Genomic DNA, 24,113 nt, shown 5'->3' with positions numbered 1-24,113 from the left:
CGGGGATCAGGCTCTCCTGCGGCGCTGGGAGCGGCTGGTGTCGACCGGGCGACCCGGGTCGACGTGGCGGGGCCTGTCGGGCTCGTCGGGCCGCAGCGGCGCCAGCGAATCGGTGATGGCGTCGATGATCCGGTCGGTGGCGCGCAGGGCGGCGCCCGGGGCTGCCGGCGTCAGGTCGGCGAGGTCCACCGGGTCGCCGAAGTGCACCCGCACGACGGGACGGCGCACCAGGGAACGGGCGATGCCCCCCAGTAGGCCCTTGGGAGCGCGGTAGGGCACCACCTCGTGGCAGCCCCACTGGGCGACGGGGATGACCGGGGCGCCGCAGGCCAGGGCGAGGCGGGCGGTGCCGGTCTTGCCGCGTTCGGGCCACATGCCGGGGTCCAGGCCGATGCGGCCCTCCGGGTAGACCAGGATCACGGAGCCGCCGGAGACCGCCGCCGAGGCGTCGTCGAGGGCACGCCCGACGGCGGCGGTGCCCCGGTCGACACGCAGGTGCCCGGCGCGGCGCATCGCGGCGCCGATGACGGGGGTGCGGAACAGTCCGCCGGTGGCCATGATCCGGGGGGAGACCCCCCGGGCGCGGCAGGCGGCGGCGAGCACGACGGGGTCGAACGGGCTGATGTGGTTGGCGGCCAGGATCAGCGGGCCCCGGCGCAGCGCCTCGGGCACGTCGCCGCTGACCTCGAGGCGGGCCAGGAGCGCGACGACGACGCGGGCGAGCAGCTGTGCGGCACGCCAGATCAGGGGCGGCTGCCAGGTCGGGCGGGTGGTGTCCATCAGCGCGCAATGGTCGCACGCGGGCGGCGGCCCGCGTGGTGCGGGTGGCGTACGTGATGCGCGTCGGCGGGCCGTCCGGCCGAGGTGATCAGGGTCATTGGTCCCGGGTCGCTTCGGGCCCCCCGCCCCTGCCGCATCCTCTACGACGCGCAGTAGTATTTACTACGTCTCGTAGTATGCAAAGCCTGGGGGTTACTGGTGGACGCGTTGGACGTCGCCCGCTGGCAGTTCGGTGTCACCACCGTCTACCACTTTCTCTTCGTGCCGCTGACCATCGGCCTGTCCGTACTGGTGGCGATCCTCCAGACGATGTGGCACCGCACCGGCGACGAGAAGTACCTGAAGCTCACCAAGTTCTACGGCAAGCTCTTCCTGATCAACTTCGCCATGGGCGTGGTGACCGGCATCGTGCAGGAGTTCCAGTTCGGCATGAACTGGAGCGACTACTCCCGCTTCGTCGGCGACATCTTCGGCGCCCCCCTGGCGATCGAGGCGCTGGTCGCGTTCTTCCTGGAGTCGACCTTCATCGGCCTGTGGATCTTCGGCTGGGACCGGCTGCCCAAGCGGCTGCACCTGGCCAGCATCTGGGCCGCGGCGATCGGCACCAACCTCAGCGCCTACTTCATCCTCGCGGCGAACTCGTTCATGCAGAACCCGGTCGGCTACCGGATCAACCCCGAGACCGGCCGCGCCGAACTCACCGACTTCGTGGCCGTGCTGACCAACAAGGTCGCCATGATCACCTTCCCGCACACCATCGCCGGCGCGTTCCTGGTGGCCGGATCCCTGCTGGTCGCCGTCGCCATGTGGCACCTGGTACGCAACCGCGACTCCGCCGACACCCCCGCCTACCGCTTCGCCGCGAAGTTCGGCTCCTGGGTCACCCTGGTCTCCGCCGCCGCCGTCGCCCTCACCGGCGACATCCAGGGCAAGATCATGACCGAGGTCCAGCCCATGAAGATGGCCGCCGCCGAGGGCCTCTACACCACCGAGAGCCCCGCCTCGTTCTCCGTCCTGACCGTCGGCAGCCTCGACGGCAGCCGCGAACTGTTCGCCCTCAAGATCCCGCACCTGCTGTCCTGGCTGGGCACCGGCGACCCCAACGGCACCGTGCAGGGCATCAACGACCTACAGGCCCAGTACGCCGCCCAGTACGGCGCCGGCAGCTACACCCCGATCATCCCGGTCACCTACTGGAGCTTCCGCTTCATGATCGGCTTCGGGATGGCCGCCGCCGCCATCGCCCTGCTGGTGCTCTGGAGCCAGCGCAAGGGCCGCACCCCCACCAGCAAGTGGCTGCTGCGCGCCGGCCTGGTCATGCCCCTGCTGCCGCTGGCAGCGAACTCCTTCGGCTGGATCTTCACCGAGATGGGCCGCCAGCCGTGGATCGTCTTCGGCGAGATGCTCACCCGCGACGGCGTGTCCCGCAGCGTCTCGCTGACCGAGGTGCTCACCTCGTTCACCGCCTTCACCCTCATCTACGCCGCCCTCGCCGTCGTCGAGGTCAAGCTGCTGCTGCGCTACGCCAAGGCCGGCGTACCCGACCTGACCCCGGACCCCGAGATCGACGACACCCACGACGACGCCGAGCGCCCGCTCGCGTTCGCCTACTGAACACCGGAGACACACCGTGGAACTCACCACCATCTGGTTCCTGCTCGTCGCGGTCCTGTTCACCGGGTACTTCATCCTCGAGGGCTTCGACTTCGGCGTCGGCATGCTGCTGCCCGTGCTCGGCCGCAACGACCGGGAACGCCGCGTCCTGATCAACACCATCGGGCCCGTCTGGGACGGCAACGAGGTCTGGCTCATCACCGCCGGCGGCGCCATGTTCGCCGCGTTCCCCGAGTGGTACGCCACCCTGTTCTCCGGCTTCTACCTGCCGCTGCTGCTGATCCTGCTCGCCCTGATCATCCGCGGCGTCGCCTTCGAGTACCGCCACAAGCGGCCCGAGGCGTCCTGGAAGCGCCGCTGGGACACCGCCATCTTCGTCGGCTCGGTGGTGCCCGCCGTGCTGTGGGGCGTCGCGTTCGCCAACATCCTGCGCGGCGTGCCGCTCGACGCCGAACACGAGTACATCGGCGGCCTGCTCGACCTGCTCAACCCGTACGCCCTGCTCGGCGGCGCGACCACGGCGGCCCTGTTCCTCACCCACGGCGCCGTGTTCATCGCCCTCAAGACCGTCGGCGAGGTACGCGAGCGCGCCGGCGCCCTCGCGGTGCGCCTGGGCGTGGCCGCCGCCGTGCTCGCGGTGGCGTTCCTGAGCTGGACGCTGACCATCCGCTCCAGCACCGCCGCCGTCGTGTTCGCCGCCGGCGCGGCCCTGGCGCTGCTCGGCGGCCTGGCCGCCGCCCGGGTCCGCCGGGAGGGCTGGGCGTTCACCGGCACCGCCGTGGCCATCGCGCTGGCCGTGGCGACGCTGTTCGCGGCGCTGTTTCCGAACGTGCTGCCCTCCACCGCGGACGCCGCCGGGACGCTGACCGCCACCAACGCCGCCTCCACCCCCTACACCCTGAAGATCATGACCTGGGTGGCGGTGGTGTTCACCCCGATCGTGCTGGCCTACCAGGGCTGGACCTACTGGGTGTTCCGCAAGCGCATCGGGGTGGCCCACATCCCGCGGCACTGACCCCTCCCACCGGTGGCCCCCTCCCACCGGAAACGGCCCCGGCGGCCGACACGGACCTCCCCGCCCGCGTCGGCCGCCGGGGCCACACCGTCAACGCGCCTCGCGCAGCTCCGCCAGGCGCGCCTCGATCTCCGCCAGCTCCGCGCGCAGCTTCTCCGCCTGCTGCTCGGCCTCGGCCCGCTCGACGGCCATGATCTGCTCCACCGCCTCGTGCACGCCCGGCACGTCGACCAGCGCCACCATCCGCAGCGCCTCCGCCGGCTTCACCACGTACGGCTTCGCGAGGGACTTGCTGCCCTGCTGCGCCGCCACCGTCCACTCACCGTCGGCGTACGCCAGCGTCACCGTCAGCCCCGCCGGCCCCTTCGGCTTCACGGCCTTCACCGCCTTGCGCGCCGGTGCCGGCTTCGCCTCCACCGTCTCCACCTTCGGCTCCTCCCGCCGCTGCTGCGGCACCCGGTCCAACACGAACTCCGGCTCCGCAGGCGCCGCCGGCTCCGGCTCCGGCGCCTCCGACTGCGGCTCGGCCGCCCTGCGCCCGGCGCCGCGCGGAGCCACCGCCACGTCGGCGGGGGAGAAGGGCAACTCGTCGCGTCCGAAGCGGACCACCACGTACTCGTCGGAGACCTCGGGGTCGGTCAGCTGCACCACCTGACCCACCTGCCCGGCGATCTGACCCGCCGAGGCGGTGAACACCACCTTCGGCTTGCGGCCCGCCGCCAACGCCTCCCGGATGCTCTGCACCTCGTCAGTGGACAAACCCTGGCCAGCAGCACCCATCAGCAACCTCTTCCCTCGTACACCTGTTCAGTGCCTGCCTTGATACCAGCCCGCCCCGACAACCGGAAGATCAACCCCCCAGCGCCCGCAGCGCCGCGTCCGCGTGGTCGTTCATGTTCAGCTCGCTGCGCACCACCTCGACCACCCGCCGGTCGGCGCCGATCACGAACGTCATCCGTCGCGTGCTCAGCGCGCCCAACGGTAACCGCCGCCGTACCCCGAACCGCTCCGCCACCACGCCCTCGGAGTCCGACAGCAACGGATAGTCGAACCCGTGCCGCCGGGAGAACTCCGCCTGCTTCGCCACCGGATCACGGCTGATCCCCACCCGGGTCGCACCCACCGCCGCGAACTCGGCCGCCAGATCCCGGAAGTGGCAGCTCTCCGCCGTGCACCCCCGCGTCATCGCCGCCGGATAGAAGAACACCACCACCGGACCGGCGGCCAGGAACTCCGACAACCGCCGCGGCGTACCCGTCTCGTCCGGCAACTCGAAGTCGTCCACCACGTCCCCGACACCCACACCCGCCACCGCGCACCTCCACGTCGCCGACCACCGATGCGCCCGAGCCTATGCGCCGACCCACCGGCGGCGCCCCGCACCGCCCGGCGGTAGCGTCGGCCCCGCAGCCACCACAGGGGAGAGACACATTGACACCGGTCACCGTCATCACCGGCGGCAGCCGCGGCATCGGCGCCGCCACCGCCCGCCGCCTCGCCCACGCCGGACACCACGTCGCCTTCAGCTACCGCCGCGACCACCACGCCGCCACCGCCGTGCTCGCCGCCATCGAAGCTACCGGCGTACGCGGCCTCGCCGTCCCCGCCGACACCCGAGACCCCGACCAGGTCACCACCCTGTTCGACGCCGCCGCCGACCTCGGCCCCCTCACCGGCCTGGTCAACAACGCCGGCATCACCAGCCCCATCGGCGCCTTCGTCGACCTCGACCCCACCGACCTACGCGACGTCGTCGACGTCAACCTCATCGGCTACGTCCTCTGCGCCCAGCAGGCCGCCCGCCGCATGGACCGCCACGGCGCCATCGTCAACGTCTCCTCCGTCGCCGCCACCCTCGGCAGCCCCGGCGAATACATCCACTACGCCGCCGTCAAAGCCGCCACCGACACCCTCACCACCGGCCTCGCCAAGGAACTCGCCCCCCGCGGCATCCGCGTCAACGCCGTCGCCCCCGGCATCATCCGCACCGACATCCACGCCCTCTCCGGCCAACCCGACCGACCCGACCGCGCCGCCGCCCGCATCCCACTGGGCCGCCCCGGCGAACCCGACGAGGTCGCCGCCGCCATCGCCTGGCTGCTCGGCCCCGACGCCACCTACACCACCGGCACCGTCCTACGCGTCGCCGGCGGCCTCTGACCCCGCCCGAAGGCACCGAACGCGACGACGGCCGGCACACCAACCACGGGCGACAGACCGCCAACCTCCTGGGCAACCCCGGCGCGACATGGCACGATCCTGCACGTGAGCAGCACCTCCGCCGCAGCCCAGCACCTGCGCGACCTCGCCCGACTGCGCCGCGTACGCGACCGCATCGACCGCGAGTACGCCAAGCCACTCGACGTCGAAGCCCTCGCCCGCGGCGTGAACATGTCCGCCGGACACCTCAGCCGCCAGTTCCGCCTCGCCTACGGCGAGTCCCCGTACGCCTATCTCATGACCCGACGCATCGAACGCGCCATGGCCCTGCTGCGTCGCGGCGACCTCAGCGTCACCGAAGTCTGCTTCACCGTCGGCTGCTCCTCCCTGGGCACCTTCAGCACCCGCTTCACCGAACTCGTCGGCGTCCCACCGAGCACCTACCGCGCCCGCGCCGCCCACGCCACGGGGGAACTGCCGTCGTGCATCACCCGACAGGTCACCAGACCGATCAGGAATCGAGAAGCACGGGCCACCCAGCCACAACTAGCGTGACCGGCATGAACATCACCATCCACTACGCCTTCCTCCCGCACACCGACGCCGACGCCGCCCTGACCTTCTACCGCGACACCCTCGGCTTCGAGGTCCGCAACGACGTCGGATACGACGGCATGCGCTGGCTCACCGTCGGCCCACCCGGCCAGCCCGGCACCTCCATCGTCCTGCACCCACCGGCCGCCGACCCCGGCATCACCGACGCCGAACGCCAGACCATCCTCGAACTCATCGCCAAGGGCAGCTACGGCGCCATCACCCTGGCCACCGACGACCTCGACGGCCTCTTCGACCGGCTACAGGCCAGCGACGCCGACGTCGTCCAGGAACCCACCGAACAGCCGTACGGCGTGCGCGACTGTGCCTTCCGCGATCCCACAGGCAACCTGATCCGCATCAACGAACTGCGCTGAACCCCCGCCACCAGCAGAGGAAGACGCCCGACGGAGACCGCACAGCCGGCCCCCGCGCAACAGATGGAGACACCATGAGCACGGCCACGAGGATGCATACCCCGCACGTCGCCGACACCCACGACCTGATCCGCGTGCAGGGCGCCCGCGTCAACAACCTCAAGGACGTCAGCGTCGAAATCCCGAAACGCCGCCTGACCGTCTTCACCGGCGTCTCCGGCTCAGGCAAGAGCTCACTGGTGTTCGGCACCATCGCCGCCGAGTCACAACGAATGATCAACGAAACCTACAGCGCCTTCGTGCAGGGCTTCATGCCGTCGCTCACCCGACCCGAGGTCGACCTGCTCGAAGGACTGACCACGGCGATCATCGTCGACCAGGAACGAATGGGCGCCAACCCGCGCTCCACCGTCGGCACCGCCACCGACGCCAACGCCATGCTGCGCATCCTGTTCAGCCGGCTCGGCCAACCCCACATCGGCTCACCCAACGCGTACTCCTTCAACATCCCCACCGTCACGGCCAGCGGCGCGATCACCGTCGAACGAGGCACCAAGACCAAGGCGGAGAAGGCCACCTTCCACCGCCTCGGCGGCATGTGCCCACGCTGCGAGGGCATGGGCACCGTCAACGACATCGACCTGACCGCCCTCTACGACGCCAGCAAGTCACTCAACGAGGGCGCGCTCACCATCCCCGGCTACAGCATGGACGGCTGGTACGGCCGCATCTTCCGCGGCTGCGGCTACTTCGACCCCGACAAGCCCATCAACAAGTTCACCAAGAAGGAACTGCACGACCTGCTCCACCGCGAACCCACCAAAATCAAGATCGACGGCATCAACCTGACGTACGCCGGCCTCATCCCGCAGATCCAGAAGTCCTTCCTCGCCAAGGACGTCGACGCCCTGCAGCCCCACATCCGGGCCTTCGTCGAACGGGCCGTCACCTTCCAGACCTGCCCCAGCTGCGACGGCACCCGCCTCAGCCCCGAAGCCCGCTCCTCGAAGATCAAGGGCAAGAGCATCGCCGACGTCTGCGCCATACAGATCAGCGACCTCGCCACCTGGGTACGCGACCTCGACGAACCATCCGTCGCACCCCTGCTCAAAGGGCTGCAACACCTCCTCGACAGCTTCGAGGAGATCGGCCTGGGCTACCTCTCACTCGACCGACCCGCCGGCACCCTCTCCGGGGGAGAGGCACAACGCACCAAGATGATCCGCCACCTCGGATCGTCCCTCACCGACGTCACCTACGTCTTCGACGAACCCACCATCGGCCTGCACCCGCACGACATCGAGCGGATGAACAACCTGCTGCGGCAACTACGCGACAAGGGCAACACCGTCCTCGTCGTCGAACACAAACCCGAGACCATCACGATCGCCGACCACGTCGTCGACCTCGGCCCCGGCGCCGGCACCCAGGGCGGCACCGTCTGCTTCGAGGGCAGCGTGGAACAACTGCGGGGGAGCGGCACCGTCACCGGCCGCCACCTCGACGACCGCGCCACCCTCAAGAAGACCGTACGCACCCCCACCGGCACCCTGCAGATCCGCGACGCCAACGCACACAACCTGCGCGACGTCGACGTCGACATCCCACTCGGCGTCCTCTGCGCCATCACCGGCGTCGCCGGCTCCGGCAAGAGCTCACTGATCCACGGCTCGGTCGCCGGCCGCGACGGCGTGGTCGTCATCGACCAGGGCGCCATCCGCGGCTCGCGACGCAGCAACCCGGCCACCTACACCGGCCTGCTCGACCCGATCCGCAAGGCGTTCGCCAAGGCCAACGGCGTGAAACCGGCCCTGTTCAGCGCCAACTCCGAGGGCGCCTGCCCCACCTGCAACGGCGCCGGCGTCATCTACACCGACCTGGGCGTCATGGCGACCGTCGAGACCACCTGCGAGGAGTGCGGCGGCAAGCGGTTCCAGGCCGCCGTACTCGACTACACGCTCGGCGGCCGCAACATCGCCGACGTGCTCGCCATGTCCGTCGCCGAGGCCGAGGAGTTCTTCGGCTCCGGCGACGCCCGCATCCCCGCCGCCCACGCGATCCTGGCCCGCCTCGCCGACGTCGGGCTCGGCTACCTCAGCCTCGGCCAGCCCCTCACCACGCTCTCCGGCGGCGAGCGGCAGCGCCTCAAGCTGGCCACCCACATGGCCGAGAAGGGCGGCGTCTACGTCCTCGACGAACCGACCACCGGCCTGCACCTCGCCGACGTCGAGCAACTACTCGCACTGCTCGACCGCCTCGTCGAGGCCGGCAAGTCGGTCATCGTCATCGAGCACCACCAGGCGGTCATGGCCCACGCCGACTGGATCATCGACCTCGGTCCCGGCGCCGGCCACGACGGCGGCCGCATCGTCTTCGAGGGCACCCCCGCCGACCTCGTCACCACCGCCTCCACCCTCACCGGCAAGCACCTCGCCGCCTACGTCGGCGCCTGACGCGACGCCGAGCAGGAGCGGGCGACCTCGGCGAAGAGCAGGCCCGCGCGGCGCACCAGGACCGCAGGCCGGCCGTACGCCGCAGGACACGCCAGGGGAGTGCCACAGCCCGACGGGTGCGGGTTCACGCTGCCGGCGGGATCCCTCGTCGGCGTGGATCACCACTGATCGTCGTCAGAACGAGGGGTCCCGCCGAGGCAGCGACCCACCGACGGTGCCACGTGCTGGCGTCGTGGGCGCGTCGACTGCGCGGACGCGTTCCGCGCAGTACGGAGGCGCCCACGACGCCAGCGGCGTACGCGCCGGACCGAACGCGGACGCCGAATGCGGACGACTGCGGCGGCCGGAAGAGCCCTCTTCTGCGGACATCGGCGCTGAAGCAGTCGGTTCGATAATGTACATTATGTCAAGTGGACCGGATCGGGCACTCCCTCGGCCCGGTCCGGCGGCAGGACGGCGAGGTGCCGCAGGTGCGTCTCCACCCGTGCCGCCCGCACCTGCACCGGCGCGGGCGGCACCGGGATCAGCCGATGGCCGTGCGCGCGATAGATCTCCTCGTGCACGCGGGCGAACGCCAGCGACTCGGCGTAGCCGATGCGGCGGGCGGCGCTGGGCGTCACGAAGCCCAGGGGCTGGACCAGGAAGACCGGCCGCTCGTAGGCGCCGTCGCGGAGCACCCGCTGCACCTCTTCGACCAGCACGCGCCCCGGCGGGCGGCCCAGGTACCGCGCGAGGGCCAACGTGCACAGCGGCGGCCGGTCGTGGATCCGCACCGTCCCGGGCGTCCCGGGCGCCTCGCGGCAGCCGGGCCACCGCGTCGACGAAGCCCGCCTCCTGCCACGGTTCGGCGACGCCCCGCGCCTGCTGCGCGGCGATGACGTCGGTGGCCGCCTCGGCGACGACGGACCACCCGCGTCGATGCAGCGCCTCGGTGAGTGTCGTCTTGCCCGCCCCCGGCGCGCCGGTCAGTACGTAGCACCGCACGCTTCCCCCCTCTCCCACCGTTGCCGGCGAACCCGAAAATGCTGCATAATATCCCTTATGCATGACAAACAGGACGAATCGGCGCAGCGGCTGATCGAGGAGTTCCTGACGGCCCGCGCCACCCGCAAGCCCTCCCCCCACACGCTGGAGGCGTACCGGCGGGACCTGCGTGCCGTCGCCGCCCTCGCGGCCGAGGAGGCCACCCCTCCCCTCCCCCTCGACGCGCTCCCCGTCGCCGCCCTCACCGCCCGCGTCATGCGCGCGGCATTCGCCCGGTATGCCGCTCCCCGGGCGGCCGCGTCGGTGCACCGGGCATGGTCCACCTGGAACAGTTTCTTCTCCTTCCTGGTCGCTGACGGGGTGGTCGCCGGCAACCCGATGCCGGCGGTCGGTCGACCCCGGGCGCCTCTCCCCCAGCCCAAGCCGCTGCGTGGCGCGGACACCCCGGAGCAGCTGCTCGCCTCGGTGGCCCGGCAGGAGGGCCGCCAGCGCGACCCGTGGCCGGAGCGCGACCTGGCGGTGCTGGCGTTGGCGCTCTGCGCGGGGCTGCGACTGTCGGAGCTGCTGGCACTGCGCGTGGGATCGCTGACGGGCCGTGCGGGCGAGCGGCGGGTCGACGTGGCCGGCAAGGGCGGGCGGCCGAGGGTGGTGCCGATCGAGCCGGAGCTGGACGGGGTGCTGGTGGGTTACCTGGAGAGCCGGGTGCGGCGGTTCGGGTCGCGTACGGTGCGGCCGGACGCGCCGCTGCTGGTGGACCGTCAGGGTGAGCCGCTGCGCCGGGGCGGGTTGCAGTATCTGGTGGAGTCCTGCTACCGGCGGGCGGGCATCACCGACCGGGTGCCGCGGGGGGCGCGGTTGCACGCGTTGCGGCACACCTTCGCGACGCGGTTGGCGGAGGACGGGGCGAGTGCGGCGGAGATCATGCGGTTGCTGGGTCACGCGTCGTTGGCGTCGTCGCAGACGTACATCGAGGTGACGGCCGGGCAGCAGCGTGCGGCGGTGCGGTCCAACCGTACCAATCGGGCGTTGGCGGGGTTGGTGGCGGCGGAGCGCGACGGGCGGTCGTGAGCGGGGTCCGGCGGTACGCGGCGGGCCGGTCGCAGCCGTGCGTTCGGCTCGGGCGGCGAGTGGTCAGCGCGTCCGGCTCTGCCGGGGGCGTTTCGACGGGCCTGGTGTGGTGTCGGCCCCACGCTTGGGTAGCTGCCCCACGACCACAAATACTTGATCTTGGTGTTCGGGTGTCGTAGGAGACGGATCGGCCCCGCGCAGCGTTGTTTCGTGCTGGCGGGGCCGGTTTAGCTGTTGGGGTACGGGCGTCAGTGGACGGCACCGCGCTCGTGGAGGTCGAGTGGTTCGAGGTCGTCGCCTTCGTCCTGGTCGTCGGCGGCTTCGGCGGGTCCGTAGAGGTCGGGGTAGCGCAGGACGTCGGGGCCTTCTTCCCAGTCGAGGCGTTCGGGCCATTCGCGGTACTCGGCGATGGTGATGGCCCGGATCGCCTGCTGCTCACCGCTGGAGACGGGTTCCATCGTGTCGTCGTAGACCAGGAAGTGACCACGGTGGTCGCGGGCGAGGCGGACGTCGTCGTGGTCGTCGCCGAGGGCGACGGTGACGACTTTGCCGGTGTAGCCGTCGTCGCCGAAGTCGACGCAGACCATGATCGGAGCTTCGTACCGTACCCACCTGCGCATGGTCTGTCCTTCGTGTTCGCCGGGCGTTGGGGTCGGCGTTCAGCGTATCGACGTCGGGTTCCGGGTCGCCGTCAACCGGTGATCGTCGTCTGTCAGGGTGTTGCGGTGCGCCGGGAGTGGGAACTCGATGACCTGATCGCGTCGTGGACGCTGGTCGATGCTGATCATGAGCTGATGGCGCGGCTGCACGGCGGCCGCCGGTTGAGCTTCGCGGTGATGGTGAAGTTCTTCGAGATCGAGGGCCGGTTCCCGCGTCACGTCGGCGAGGTCCCGCCGGCCGCGGTGGACTACCTCGTGCGGCAGCTCGGCGTGCCGGACGCCGAGTTCGAGGTGACGGGGCGCGGCGTTGAACGGTATCGGGTTCAGATCCGTGACGCGTTCGGGTTCCGGATGTTCTCTCGGGGCGACGAGGACAAGATGATCGCGTGGTTGGCCGAGCAGGTCTGCCCGAGCGAGTTGAACGAGGACCGGCAGCGTGAGGCGGTGTTGGCCCGGTGCCGGGCGGAGAAGGTGGAGCCGCCGGGCCGGATGGACCGGATCGTCGGGGCGGCGAACCGGATCGCTGACGCCCGGTTCTGCGAGGACACCGTGGGCCGGCTGCCCGCTGACGTGACGGCGGCGTTGTGGGCGGTCCTCGGCGACGGCCAGGACGCCGAGGCGGACGCCGACGGCGTTGGCGGGGTGAGTTTCTTCAACGAGTTGAAGGCGGACCCGGGCAAGCTGGGCCTGGAGACCCTGCTGGGTGAGATCACGAAGCTGCGCCGGGTGCGGGCGATCGGGCTTCCGGCCGGGCTGTTCGCCGACACTGCGGAGAAGCGGGTCGCCCGGTGGAGGGCGCGGGCGGCGGCGGAGTACCCGTCGACGCTGCGCCGCGACCACCCGCCGGAGGTGTCTCTGACGCTGCTAGCGGTGTTGTGCTGGTGCCGGCAGACCGAGGTCACCGATTCGTTGGTCGAGTTGTTCATCGACCTGGTGCGGGTGATCAACACGCGGGCGGAGCGGCGGGTCGAGCGGGAGCAGATCGCCGAGTTCCGCCGGGTCGCGGACAAGGACAACGTGCTGTACCGGCTGGCCGGGGTGTCGGTGGCCCACCCGGACGGGATCGTCCGCGACGTGGTGTACCCGGCGGTCGGTGAGCAGACCCTCAAGGATCTGGTGGCCGAGGCGAAGGCGACCGAGTCGCGGCGACGCCAGCGGGTGCGTACGGTGCTGGCCAGCTCGTACTCGCACCACTACCGCACGATGCTGCCGAAGCTGCTGGACGCGTTGACGTTCCGGTGCAACAACACGGCGTACCGGCCGGTGATGGACGCCCTGGAGGTGCTGCACCGCTACAAGGACCGCGACGGCCGGCTCACCCACTACGACCGGGCCGACCGGGTGCCGCTGGACGGGGTGGTCAAGGCCGACTGGCGGCCCGCGGTCGTCGATGACCGCGGTCGGGTCGAGCGGATTCCGTACGAGCTGTGCGCGTTGCAGGCGCTGCGGGACGCGGTCCGCCGGCGGGAGATCTGGGTGGAGGGCGCCCGTGCCTGGCGTAATCCGGAGACGGACCTGCCGGTCGATTTCGACCTGCACCGCGATGTGCACTACACCGCGATCGCCCAGCCGACCGACCCGACCGAGTTCGTCACCGCGCTGCGGTCGCGGGTGGACACGTCGCTGGCCCGGTGGGCGGACGCGATGCGCGCCGGTACGGCCGGAACGTCGGTCGGCACTCGCAAGGGGCAGGTGTGGATCTCGGTGTCGAAGCAGCCGGCCCAGCCGGTCCCGGCGAACCTGGACGCGGTCAAGGCGGAGGTGACCCGCCGGTGGGGTGTGGTGAGCCTGCTCGACCTGCTCAAGGAAGCCGACTGGCTGACCGATCTGCACACCGAGTTCACGTCGATCGCCACCCGCGAGCACCTGGCCCCGGGCGAGCTGCGTAAGCGGCTGTTGTTGGTGCTGTTCGCGTTGGGCACGAACATCGGCGTGAAGCGGATCGTGCACTCCGGCGACCACGGCGTCACCGAGGCGCAGCTACGCCGCACGAGGCACCTGTTCGTCACCCGCGACGGCCTGCGGCGGGCCATCGCCGCGGTGGTCGGGGCGACGCTGCGCGAGCGTGACCCGCGCTGGTGGGGCGCCGGCACCGCGTGCGCGTCCGACTCGAAGAAGTTCGGCTCGTGGGAGTCGAACCTGATGACCGAGTGGCACGCCCGCTACGGCGGCCCCGGCGTGATGATCTACTGGCACGTCGAACGCAAGAGCGTGTGCGTGTACTCCCAGCTCAAGACCTGCTCATCATCCGAGGTCGCGGCGATGATGGAGGGCCTGATCCGGCACGCCGCCGACGTCGACTCGCAGATCACCGCGAACTACACCGACACCCACGGCGCGTCCGTGGTCGGGTTCGCGTTCACCCACCTGCTCGGCTACCGGCTGCTGCCCCGGCTCAAGAACATCGGTTCGGCGAGGCTCTACCGGCCACACGACGGCGCCAGCTACCCCGGGTTGGAGCCGGTGCTGACTCGGGCGATCAACTGGGACCTGATCACCCGCGAATACGACCAGATGATCAAGTACGCGCGAGCGTTGCAGCTCGGCACCGCCGAGGCCGAGCAGATTCTGCGCCGGTTCAGCACCCGCGGCCCGAAACACCCCACTCTCGCCGCGATCGAGGAACTCGGCCGCGCTGTCCGTACGGCATTCATCGCCGACTACCTCGCCGACCCCGCGCTGCGCCGCGAAATCCACGAAGGGCTCCAGGTCGTCGAACAGTGGAACTCGGCGAACGTGGCCATCCACTACGGCCGCGAGGCCGAGCTGCCCGGCGCCGACCGCGAGGCTCAGGAGATCTCCATGCTCGCCCTGCACCTGCTCCAGTCCGCGCTCGTGCTGGTCAACACCCGCATGGTCGACCGCGTCCTGGCCGAACCGGACTGGGCGGCCCGGCTCACCGAGCACGATCTGCGCGGCCTGACCCCGCTGTTCTGGTCCAACGTGGCCCTGCACGGCACGTTCCAGCTCGACCTCGGCCAACGCATCGACTACGAGCGAGGCACCGACGGAGGAACAGCGATGACGCCCACCCCAGTCGGTCAGTGAATACGCTCAACTCTCGGTCGTTTGGCTGGGGTCTTCCCGAAGGCGTTGCGCGGCTTGCAGGACTGGCCACCAGGTAGCCTCGTACGCCGCGTCTGCCGCCGCGCGCCAGAGTTCTTGCGTCAGGCCGGCTGGGATGCCGGTCCGTAGCGGGACGTCGTGCGCGATCGCTGCGGCGAGTCCTTCGGCATCGACCTGCGCGGCGGCCCACCGCAGGGTACGCAGGTCCGGCACCCAGTTGTCCTGTTGCTCAGGCGCCGGGTCCATGGGACCACGTTACCAATTGACGTACGCTGGCGGGCTCCAGACGCGGATCGAGCCAGTGACGCCCGTGCGGTAGTACCGGGTGCATGCGATGTACCAGCCCTTGTACGGAGAGCCGGACTCGCCGACATCGGGGGTGTACCTGGTCACGGTCTGATTGGAACCGACGGCGAAGCTGGAGTAGTTGGAGCTGCGCACCGGCTGGCAGCCCTGGCTGTTGGTCCAGCCGGATTCCAGACTGCCGGTTGGCTGGGTGCCGCCGCAGTAGTACAGGTAACTCAGGGCGCCGGTGACGGTCATGGTGAAGCCGAGGTCGCAGGAGTATCGAGTCTTGACGATGACACCCCCGGCGCCGCCCAAGTAGTGCGGGTTGTCGAGCCAGGCGCCGCATCCTCCGTCCATGACGGTGAGGCCGCCCGGGTCGGGCCTTGCGCTTGCCGGTGCGGAGGCGGCAAGCAGCCCCGCGGTCGCCAGCAGCACCACGAAGATTCGTCGAAGCGGCGGAAGTTTCATCATCTGGGCCTCTCTCGTTGCCGCTACCTACTTCACGTTGAGTCGACGCGCCACCCGCGCGCCGATCTCCTGACCGAGTTGGGCACCGCTTGTGATGCCGATCGGGAAATGCAAGCCGCCGAACAGGCGGGAAGCCGAAGCGTTCTCGGCAGCCTGGGGCGCCGAGGCGAACCGGGTTCCGGGAATGCCAAGATGGGTCAACGTCTCGTCGGTGAACGGTCGGTTGCCGATCGCGGCGCCCAGCAGCTGTGCGGCACTGTGCGAGACGACTGAGTGGCCTGACGGGTACTCGGGGAAGCTCGGCGTCATGAGCATCGGCCGCCAGTCGGGGTCGATGTGCTGGTTGATGTACGTCTCGGGGCGGATCAGGTTGTGCCGGAACTTGAAGTGCCAGCAGGCGGTGAACGCGTCATGCATCGCGACCGCGAGGCTGGCGCGAATCCTGCAACCGCGCAGCGGGTCGATCCCGTGCTGTAGCTCGATGGAGCACGCGTTGTACAGCCAATGGCCGGCAGGTCCCGGAGTGCCGCCGGGGGCATCGAACCCGGTTTGCGTGGTCGTAGCGTCGGCCCAGAAGAACACGGTGTCCCGCTGCTCGTCGGTGAGTGTCTTGCCGGCGTCGCAGACCCGCTGCGCCTCCTGGGGTGCCCGTAGTCCTAGCGGAAAAATCAACGGATATCGCTGACCAGGGCAAACAGGTGGTCAGTAACGATCTTGCGAGGAGGGGCCAAAAAGTTGATCTGGGTGATCCGGCTTCGGTTCGCGCGAGGCGTCGCTGACTTGTGCTGCTTGGGTAGGTGTCACCAGCCCCAAAGTCGCTGGACGAGTGGACGGAAAGCAGCCGCGATGCTCGCAGGACTGTGGGGTGGGTGTCCGTTCTGTTCAGCCGGCCTCGGTGGGCAGCTTGGACAGGTGCCGGTAGATGGTGGGGCGGGTGACGCCGAACTCAGCGGCGATCTCCTCCACGGTGTGCAGTCGGCGTCCGTCGGGTCCGGTCTCCTCGTACATCTCCCGCGCGATCTTCGCCTGGCGCGGGGTGAGCTTGGGTTTCTGGCCGCCGGTGCGGCCGCGAGCGCGGGCGGCGGCCAGGCCGTCGAGGGTGCGTTCGGACATGAGGGCGTGTTCGAACTCGGCGATGGAGCCGAGGATCTGGAAGAACATCCGGCCCATTGCGGTTGACGTGTCGATCTTCTGGTCGAGCACGACCAGGTCGACGCCGCGCTGCTGCAGCTGGGCGGAAAGTTCGATGAGGTGTTCCAGGGAGCGGCCGAGCCGGTCGAGTTTGGTGACCACGAGCTGATCCCCGGGCCGGTGCGCGACCAGGAGCGCCTTGTCGAGTTCGGGGCGGCGGGCGAGTTTGCCGGACGCCTTGTCGACAAAGATCTGCTCGCAGCCGGCCGCGGTGAGTGCGTCGTGCTGGGCGTTGGGGTTCTGGTCGCGGGTGGAGACCCGTCCGTAGCCGATCCGCATGCCTGTGACTGTATCGCGAACCCCCGAGCGCGTTACGAAGGCGCGGACACGGGTTCCGTTACAGATGCGACCTGGGCGAACATCACCGGATCCCGGGTGTAAAGCGAACGAACGTTACTGCGACACGGTCGAGACATGTCGCGGTGGGCACAAGGCGATCTTCTTCCAATAGGCGATCATCGCGCGAGCCATATGCGATGACCTGGCTGCCAGTGTGGGCGGCGGTCCGGGATCGAGTTCCCCTGATCGGTCGTGCCACCAGCGCTGTACCTTGCGTCTACTCGTCGGCCGTCGGGGGTGGTCGCAGGAACGCCGCCCCGACGATCAGGGAGGCGGCTGCACCGAGGAGGCCCGGCAGAAACCACAGGCTTCCGTATGACGCTTCCGTGCGCTGGCCCCCGCCAGATGCCGTGAATATGGCCAGCGGGATGGCCAGCGCCGCCGTCGTCAAGGGGACGGCTGTCCACCGAGCGACGATCCCCCACCTTCGGCCGGGTACCGCGCCAATGTCGACGAGCGTGCGCCTGGTCAACGTGTGCGCGACGACCAACGCGACGCCGCCCAGCAGCAGGATCAACGCTGCTGTGGTCGCGCCGAGGAAGCTGGCGGTGTTGGCGACGGAGCGCAGCCGGTCGTAGGCCGTCGGGTCGGTTCCGCTGGCCAACTGCGCGCTCGGGGCGAGACGAATGGCCGCCGCTCGGACGAGGAACTGGTCGCGTGGCGACAATCGGGCGAAGTCCGGAAGAAGCACCTCGCTGGTCCCGTTCGCGGTGAGCCCGAACTTCTTAGCCACGGCGCTGTCCGGAGCGACCACCAGGCCGGGCAGGTTGCCGCCAAGCTGCGAGTCGGCTTCCGCCCGGGTGTCGGCGAGCGAAGTTGCCGTCCCGTCCCCGCTGGCGAACAGCAGCAGCCCGACCTTGCCGTTGTCCAGCAAGTGCGGATCGGCTCGTGGCGCCGACCCCGGTTCTCCGAGCATGACCCGGTTGAGCGGCGCCGCCGACTCCCGGGGAAAGCAGTCGGTCACCTCGGTGGGATTGAGAGTGCGCTGGCTGGACATGCACGTAAGGACCTTCGGCGCCGTCACCCGCAGCTGAGCCTTCGACTCGTCGGGGATCGCATACCGCACAACCTGCCGCCCACCGTGCGATCGGTAGAACGCCGCCAACGCCTCAATCGAGTTGTCCGGCATCTCGCTCACGACGAAGGAACCAGCCGGTTCGAGCGGGCTCGACAGGGCTTCGCCGACGTTGGCGTCGTAGGTGTTCTGCGCCGACCAGTACCCGCTGAGCACCATGACGACCGCGCCGGTGGCCGCAACCGGCCGCAAACCCGCAAGCAGGTGCCGCATGAGCGTCCTGGTAGCCGTGGGCAGTCCCCAGCAGAGGATCGGTGCGACGACTGACGGCAGTGCGAACGCGACGACAGCGGCCGCCAACGGCACGAGCGCGGCCGCGTGGCTTCCGTGCGGCCCCAGAGACAGCCGGGTCAGGAGCACCAACGCGGCAAGGCCGAGACCCACGGCCAGTGCTCCCGCCAGGGTCGCCCAGCGACCCTGCGAGGGCCGCGGGATGCGGCGTTCCGCCCAGCGTGCGGCGAGGCGGGTCAACGGCACGGCCGACAGCGCGAACAGAATGGTAAGACCCAGAAGGGCCACGGGCTCCTGCCACGGGATCGCGATCCCCACCCATTGCTGCCCCACCCACGCGGACACTGGGTCGCGCGAGAGAAGCAGGACCGTGGACGCGGCGCAGCCGCCGAGGACCTCGCCGGCCAGCACCGTCGCGCAGACGACTGACAGCATCCTGCGCCATGCCAGGGCGGGCGGCATCCCCGCTGCGATCAGCGCGTCGGCGTCGAGCCGCCACCGACGGGACAGCACCACACCCGCCGCGACGAGCAGGATGCCCATCAGCAGGCCACAGCCGGCCGGGACGAACCGCATGGCGCTGAGGAACTGGGGGCGGTTCTGCGCGGATGCCTCGAGAACGGTGTCGACGGACTGGTAGGTCGCCGTGCGCTGATCGAGGACAGGCCGCAGCGCCGCCACGGTGTAGAAGTCAGTGTCACTGAGCCAGATGGTGGGCCGGAACTGCGCCGACTCCGCCACGAGCTGCACCAAGGTGCTCGTCGTCCGGTTGGCCGGATCCACTGACAGGCCCACGACCCGGCCCGGCCGCTGGCCGTCCCCGGTTCGCACCCGAACGGTGTCGCCGATCGCGATCCCCAGGGCCTGCGCGGTCGACTCCGACAGTAGGAGCTCGCCCGCATCCCGGGGTCGGGTGCCCCGGATGACGATTCCCAGCTGCAACGACGGCTTGGTGTAGGCGCGGACCAGTACGGGTGCGGAGAGGTCACCTGCGAGCACGTCACCCGTCTGATCTTGCACTGGCATGGCGTCCGGTACGGTCGCGATGGCTTTGCTCGCAGCGGAATCACCGGTCTGGAGCGCGTAGCGGTTTCCCCCGATGTCGGCGCGAACCGAGTCCTGGATCGCCTGCTCGGCGCTGCTGCGCGCCACGGCCAGGCCGATAACGGTGCCGCCCAGCATGAAGCCCAGCAGCGTGAGCACAGCCACCTGCGCCATCCGGTGGCGCACGAAGGCCACGGTCAGCGCCGTGCCACCGACGCGAGAGCTCATGCCAACTGCACCAGCTTGCCCCGGGACAGCTCGAAGCGACGGTCCAGTCGCCGCGCCACATCCGGGTCGTGGGTCGCGACCACGACTACCAGTCGTTCCCGGTGTCCAAGATCGACGAGGATGTCCGTGATCCGCTCGGTGTTGTCCACGTCCAACGCCCCGGTCGGCTCGTCCGCGAGGATGACCGAGGTTCCCGCCATCAGGGCACGGGCGATCGCCACCCGCTGTTGCTGCCCCCCTGACAACTTTGCCGGCAGGCGCTCTCGCATCGGCATGGGCAGCGCTACGCGGCCGAGCATCGAGCCGACGTCCGCCCGCGAGCGGCTGACACCCCTCAGCTCAGCTGCCAGCAACATGTTCTGCTCGACCGTCAGAAACGGCACCAACCGGTAGTCCTGGTGGATAAAGGACACTCGGGCATCGCCCGCTGAACGCCACGACGCCGTGACCACGGCGGTGCCGTCGATGCGGACCTCGCCGGATGTGGGCGCTTGTATTCCAGCGATGAGGCGCAACAGCGTGCTCTTGCCACTGCCGCTCGGACCCATAATCGCGGTTGTACCGGGTGCCAAGGTGAGGTCGAGGCCATCGAGCGGCGTGACATCCGGATATTTGACGGTCACCTGCTCAAGCACGAGCATGGCACTCCCTAGCGGACTCGTGTGATGGGCCGGAAGTGCTGGCCCACCACGCGATCCTGCCATGAATCAGACGTGCGTGATCTCATACGCCCCTTCGCATCCGGAGTAGCAGGTGTACCAGTCGGTGTACCGCCACACGTTGAGCGCCGTGAAGTAAGCACCGGTGTAGTCCGGCCCCAGGTCCCGGACGAGCTTGGGCCGAGCCCTCGAATCGGCCTGCAACGACGAGCAGAGCGCGCCGCCTCGGTTGTTCAACCCGCTCGTCTCCTTTTTCGCGGTGCAGTCGCCGCCAACCGCGAGAGCGGGCGCCGGACCCATGATCATCGTGGTCGACAGAGCGCATGTCGTCAGAACGCCCGCGATTACGCTCTTTCGGAATCCTTTACTCATCGATTCACCTCCCCAGGGTTTCGAATGTGAATTTGTGTACGGAACCCGTCCCGCACCTACTCGATACTGCTGATGCGAGTAGGCCGCTGTCAATGACCGCCGTTCATGATTCTTTGCTGGTCTGACGCCTGTCGATGGCAGCAGGGTCATGGATCTTCTCGGTGGCGCCGGCGGCGGCTCCAGCAAGTGGACGGGTCTTGTACTGAGGGAAGTCGTGGGCAGCTATTCCCAGGCGGTGCCTGTGCGGTTGACGTGCAGGATCGCGTCGACGAGTTCTCGCAGTTCGTGCCCAGGCTTACGGATGTCCAGGCCGCCCTGCGCGGGCCCGCCACTCGGTCATCATCGGCTTGATCAACACCCCATCGGCAGGCACCTGGCAGGCGGGTCAGACGCTCGGCTACTGGCCGCCGGGGCCGAACCCCCGCAGCGGGCGCACGCCGCGCTCGTCGAGTTTGGCCAACTCCGCCTCAATGTCGACGGTGATGGTGCCGAAGAAGTTGATGTTCTCGCTGTGCGCCGGCGAGATGTGCGCCAGCAGCTCGTCCGGGATGTCACGCCCGGCGGCGCGCAGCCGATCGACGGCCATGGCGTAGTACTCGGTGGTCCAGGTGATCACGGCGTTGGTCAGCACGGTCAGGCACCACGCCTGTTCGGTCTGCTGCTCCAGGTGCCGGCGGCGGATGCTGCCCTGGTTGGCGTAGTGCAGGTCGCGGCGCAGCGCGTGCAGCGACTCGCCCTTGTTGAGCTGCCGGCCGATCTTGCGCCGGTAGACCGGATCCGACAGGTACTTCGCCGAATGGATGGTGCGCCGCAGCGTCCCCCACTCCTTGAGCGCGATGGCCAGGGTGTTCTGCCGGGAAGCCGCCGACCACTTCCCGACGATCAGCGACGCGGTAGCCTGCCCGAACTTCAACGACCCCGCCATCCGCAGCAGATCCGGCCACATGTCCACGATCAAGTCCTGATCGAGGCGGTCGGTCAACAGCGGCCCGGCGTGCGGATAGCAGGCATTGACCACCGTCGGGGTGTCGTCGCGGCACAGGGTGACTTTGCCCAGGTCCCGGATCCGCGGGGTCAGCGCCTTGCCGACCAGGTCGAACAACGCGAAGTTGATCAACGTGACGCCGTGGGTGTCCGTGGCGTGCTCGGCGATCGGCAAATCGGTGGCGTTACCGAGGAAGTCGTCCAGGACGTAGTGGGCCTCGCGGGTGGTCGGCACGATCACCTTCGTGCCGTACGTGGAGTGCTGATCTGAGACGTGGGTGTAGGTCGACAGGCCCTCGTCGGCGAAGAACGTGTTCATCGCCCGCGCAGTCAGCGACTTCCCCCGGGTCGGGAACCGCTGCCCGTCCGACGACGACATCGTGCCCCCGCCGAACACCTTGGCGAACGCCAGGCCGTGGTGATGGTTGACGATCACCGTGTTCGCCTCCCGCAGGGTCTCCTCCCGCACGTACCACTCCTGCGTCCAGGCGAGAACGTCGTAGGGCACGCCGCACGCCTCGGCCATCTTCACCAGCCCGAGGTTGGTGGCGTTCGCGATCAGCACCGCGAGGATGTTGCGTTTGAGGTCACCCGACATGGCCTGCTTACGGCCGCCAGCGTGGGTGAAGCATGACAGGAATCCGGTACGGTGGTCCAGCTCGATCAGCAGCGACGCGATCGGCGCGAACGGCAGCATCCCGGCCAGTTCCTCCTTGATCGTGGTGGCCTCGGCCGGCACGTCCTCGGCCGACAACGGAGGGATGACCAGGTTGCCCTGCTCATCCAGGCGCACCGACCCCACCTCGCCCGGGCCCGTATCCGCCAAGACCCGCTCCAGGTCACCCAGCGTGGTGTGCAGCTCCTCAAGGCCCTGCTCCAGTCCGACCCGACCGTCGGCGGGCTTGCCGACCAGCGCGCAGAACTCGTCGCGCCGCGTCGCCCACACCGGTTCGGTGAACAGGTACGAACTGGGATCGGCATATCGGCGGCTGCCGGGCACGAACACGTCACCGGAGCGCAGCCCGTCACGCACCCCGAGCAGCACACACAGCTCCCAGTAATGCCGGTAGGACACGTCATCGTTCTGCCGCTGCGCGCGGGTCAAGTAGTCGCGGAAGCGGGCCGGGACGAACCCGTCGGGCACCCCCGCCGGGACCTTGCGGGTACCGGTCCGCGACAGTTCGGCCAGCATGGCGAGGGCCTGCATCAGCTCGTCAGCACCGGGCCCGCCGCGAAAGTCGATCGCGGCAAGCACCTGCGGCACGAACTGCCGCAGGTAGTTGTAGGAGGCGTTCATCTCCGCCAGCTGGCCGTTGTCGCGCGGCAACGCTGGCCAGCCCATCGCCGCGGCCTCCCGGATCCGGCCCATCCCGATCTGCCCGCGCAGCAGCCCACCGACCTGCTCGTCGGGGATGCCCGGGTCGGCCAGCACCGGCAGGATCATGTCCAGCAGCGCCTGCCGGGACTCGCCGCTCTTACCCCGCTCCGCCAGGGCCTTCTCGGTACGGCCCTTCGCCCGCGCCTCCCGCGCGGAGACCGCCTGGTCGAACAAACCCACCACCTCGTCGAGCAGATCGACCGCGGACTGCGCGACCAGGGTCAGCAGGATCGGGTACCGGCGCTCGTCGTCACGCCGTTCCAGGGCCTGCCCGGTCGAGCGGCGGCCGATCGTGGCCAGGAACCGGCGCCGCTCGGCGGCCAGCATCGACAGGTCGATCAGGTGCCCGTCCATGGCCCGCACCCAGGTCAGCTTCTCGATCGATGTCTTGATCGAGGTGGCCGTAGCGTCCACCGCCGGTTTGGTCAGCCACGCCAGCCGGGTCATCCCCAACCCGGCGTCCACCCTTGGCAACAGGTCCAGATCGGCGGTCATCTGCCCGGTCAGCAACGGCGCGAGCAGATCATGAGTCACCGTCCTGGCCGTCGTCCTGGCCGTGGCCACCATCTCCAGCAGGCGGACCACCCCGGGCCGCACCGTCCGGTTCGCAATCAGATACTCACAGGCAAGGTTGAACAGCGTCGTCGGCGAGTCATGCTCCAACGCCCGCCCCAGCAGGAACTCCTCCAGCTCCTTCAACTCGATGCCGCCGGTCGGCGCGGACTTCCATCGCAGGTAGTCACAGACCAGGCGTAGATGATCCGTGCGCGTCTGCGGACGCTCGCCGTAACGCTCCAGGGCCTGCGGGTCGACGCCGAGCCGGCCCGCGAGCCGGGCCACCACCGCCGGCGGCGCGTACCGCACCTCATCCGGCACGAACCCGAGCCACGGCAACGTGCACAGCTGCACTGCGAGGCCGAGCCGGTCGGTCGGACCGCGTCCACGGCCCGGGCTGACGAACGCCGCGTCCGCCGCGGTGAGCGTGAAGAACCGGATCAACTCGTCCGTGCCGATGTCCGGGTACGACTTCAGCCGCTCCATCTGATCATCGGGGAACAACCGCGTCGCCATCGCACACTCCCTACG

General features: G+C 69.6%; 21 protein-coding genes and 1 pseudogene. 8 read left to right on the top strand and 14 right to left on the bottom strand.

Annotation, left to right across the window (positions count from 1 at the left end):
- Positions 1-6: 6 nt before the first annotated feature.
- Positions 7-780, bottom strand: coding sequence for a lysophospholipid acyltransferase family protein (locus GA0070610_RS13440; protein WP_089000358.1), 774 nt, complete (start codon positions 778-780; stop codon positions 7-9).
- A gap of 198 nt (positions 781-978) precedes the next feature.
- On the opposite strand from GA0070610_RS13440, the gene GA0070610_RS13435 reads away from it, so the two are divergent.
- Positions 979-2,394, top strand: coding sequence for a cytochrome ubiquinol oxidase subunit I (locus GA0070610_RS13435; protein ID WP_089000357.1), 1,416 nt, complete (start codon positions 979-981; stop codon positions 2,392-2,394).
- Between the two features lie 16 nt (positions 2,395-2,410).
- The gene (cydB, locus tag GA0070610_RS13430; RefSeq protein WP_089000356.1) at positions 2,411-3,409 is read left to right on the top strand and encodes a cytochrome d ubiquinol oxidase subunit II; all 999 of its coding nucleotides are present in this window, start codon (positions 2,411-2,413) and stop codon (positions 3,407-3,409) included.
- A gap of 90 nt (positions 3,410-3,499) precedes the next feature.
- Here cydB and GA0070610_RS13425 read toward each other — a convergent pair whose 3' ends face one another.
- Together GA0070610_RS13425 and GA0070610_RS13420 are read right to left on the bottom strand one after the other, a co-directional pair.
- On the bottom strand, positions 3,500-4,189 hold the full coding sequence (locus GA0070610_RS13425; RefSeq protein ID WP_089000355.1) for a hypothetical protein: 690 nt from the start codon (positions 4,187-4,189) through the stop codon (positions 3,500-3,502).
- Between the two features lie 70 nt (positions 4,190-4,259).
- Positions 4,260-4,721: a peroxiredoxin gene (locus GA0070610_RS13420; protein ID WP_089000354.1), complete on the bottom strand. Its 462-nt coding sequence runs from the start codon at positions 4,719-4,721 to the stop codon at positions 4,260-4,262.
- 119 nt (positions 4,722-4,840) lie between these two features.
- On the opposite strand from GA0070610_RS13420, the gene GA0070610_RS13415 reads away from it, so the two are divergent.
- The 4 genes from GA0070610_RS13415 (at position 4,841) to GA0070610_RS13400 (ending at position 8,993) form a co-directional block, all read left to right on the top strand.
- Positions 4,841-5,569 carry an SDR family oxidoreductase gene (locus GA0070610_RS13415; RefSeq protein ID WP_089000353.1) on the top strand — a complete coding sequence of 243 codons (729 nt, stop codon included), beginning with the start codon at positions 4,841-4,843 and terminating at the stop codon, positions 5,567-5,569.
- 105 nt (positions 5,570-5,674) lie between these two features.
- The gene (locus GA0070610_RS13410; RefSeq protein ID WP_089000352.1) at positions 5,675-6,124 is read left to right on the top strand and encodes a helix-turn-helix transcriptional regulator; all 450 of its coding nucleotides are present in this window, start codon (positions 5,675-5,677) and stop codon (positions 6,122-6,124) included.
- Positions 6,125-6,129: 5 nt separating this feature from the next.
- Positions 6,130-6,540, top strand: a complete 411-nt coding sequence (locus GA0070610_RS13405; protein WP_089003473.1) for a VOC family protein — start codon at positions 6,130-6,132, stop codon at positions 6,538-6,540.
- 74 nt (positions 6,541-6,614) lie between these two features.
- The gene (locus GA0070610_RS13400; protein WP_089000351.1) at positions 6,615-8,993 is read left to right on the top strand and encodes an ATP-binding cassette domain-containing protein; all 2,379 of its coding nucleotides are present in this window, start codon (positions 6,615-6,617) and stop codon (positions 8,991-8,993) included.
- 401 nt (positions 8,994-9,394) lie between these two features.
- Here the strand turns inward: GA0070610_RS13400 and GA0070610_RS31685 are convergent, their stop codons facing one another.
- On the bottom strand, positions 9,395-9,766 hold the full coding sequence (locus tag GA0070610_RS31685) for an AAA family ATPase (RefSeq protein WP_269458876.1): 372 nt from the start codon (positions 9,764-9,766) through the stop codon (positions 9,395-9,397).
- 124 nt (positions 9,767-9,890) lie between these two features.
- A pseudogene (locus GA0070610_RS31940) lies at positions 9,891-10,040 on the bottom strand (AAA family ATPase); the annotation flags it as partial.
- Here GA0070610_RS31940 and GA0070610_RS13390 point away from each other — a divergent pair.
- On the top strand, positions 10,035-11,045 hold the full coding sequence (locus GA0070610_RS13390) for a tyrosine-type recombinase/integrase (protein WP_089000350.1): 1,011 nt from the start codon (positions 10,035-10,037) through the stop codon (positions 11,043-11,045). The pseudogene GA0070610_RS31940 and the gene GA0070610_RS13390 overlap by 6 nt on opposite strands.
- Positions 11,046-11,293: 248 nt before the next feature.
- Here the strand turns inward: GA0070610_RS13390 and GA0070610_RS13385 are convergent, their stop codons facing one another.
- Positions 11,294-11,665 carry a hypothetical protein gene (locus GA0070610_RS13385; protein WP_089000349.1) on the bottom strand — a complete coding sequence of 124 codons (372 nt, stop codon included), beginning with the start codon at positions 11,663-11,665 and terminating at the stop codon, positions 11,294-11,296.
- Between the two features lie 105 nt (positions 11,666-11,770).
- Between GA0070610_RS13385 and GA0070610_RS13380 the strand changes: the two genes are divergently transcribed.
- On the top strand, positions 11,771-14,752 hold the full coding sequence (locus tag GA0070610_RS13380) for a Tn3 family transposase (protein WP_089000348.1): 2,982 nt from the start codon (positions 11,771-11,773) through the stop codon (positions 14,750-14,752).
- A gap of 6 nt (positions 14,753-14,758) precedes the next feature.
- On the opposite strand, the gene GA0070610_RS13375 is transcribed toward GA0070610_RS13380, so the two are convergent.
- The 8 genes from GA0070610_RS13375 to GA0070610_RS13340 form a co-directional block, all read right to left on the bottom strand.
- Positions 14,759-15,016: a hypothetical protein gene (locus GA0070610_RS13375; RefSeq protein ID WP_089000347.1), complete on the bottom strand. Its 258-nt coding sequence runs from the start codon at positions 15,014-15,016 to the stop codon at positions 14,759-14,761.
- 9 nt (positions 15,017-15,025) lie between these two features.
- Entirely contained in the window at positions 15,026-15,529 is a 504-nt protein-coding gene (locus GA0070610_RS13370) for a hypothetical protein (protein WP_157747148.1), read from the bottom strand.
- Between the two features lie 24 nt (positions 15,530-15,553).
- Positions 15,554-16,198, bottom strand: coding sequence for a vanadium-dependent haloperoxidase (locus GA0070610_RS13365; RefSeq protein WP_089000345.1), 645 nt, complete (start codon positions 16,196-16,198; stop codon positions 15,554-15,556).
- Between the two features lie 210 nt (positions 16,199-16,408).
- Complete coding sequence (locus GA0070610_RS13360; protein ID WP_089000344.1) at positions 16,409-16,996, bottom strand: recombinase family protein; 588 nt, start codon at positions 16,994-16,996, stop codon at positions 16,409-16,411.
- 277 nt (positions 16,997-17,273) lie between these two features.
- Positions 17,274-19,634, bottom strand: a complete 2,361-nt coding sequence (locus GA0070610_RS13355; protein ID WP_089000343.1) for an ABC transporter permease family protein — start codon at positions 19,632-19,634, stop codon at positions 17,274-17,276.
- Positions 19,631-20,275, bottom strand: a complete 645-nt coding sequence (locus GA0070610_RS13350; protein WP_157747146.1) for an ABC transporter ATP-binding protein — start codon at positions 20,273-20,275, stop codon at positions 19,631-19,633. The genes GA0070610_RS13355 and GA0070610_RS13350 overlap by 4 nt, the downstream gene beginning before the upstream one ends.
- Positions 20,276-20,341: 66 nt before the next feature.
- A complete protein-coding gene (locus GA0070610_RS13345) occupies positions 20,342-20,665 on the bottom strand; it encodes a hypothetical protein (protein WP_157747145.1) in 324 nt (107 codons plus the stop codon).
- A 397-nt stretch (positions 20,666-21,062) separates the two neighbouring features.
- Entirely contained in the window at positions 21,063-24,098 is a 3,036-nt protein-coding gene (locus GA0070610_RS13340) for a Tn3 family transposase (RefSeq protein ID WP_089000340.1), read from the bottom strand.
- Positions 24,099-24,113: the final 15 nt, after the last annotated feature.

Origin of the sequence: Micromonospora echinofusca (assembly GCF_900091445.1) — a bacterium.
Lineage (GTDB): Bacteria > Actinomycetota > Actinomycetes > Mycobacteriales > Micromonosporaceae > Micromonospora > Micromonospora echinofusca.
Note: the sequence above shows the minus strand (reverse complement) of the source record. Positions and strands in the feature narration are given on the sequence as shown.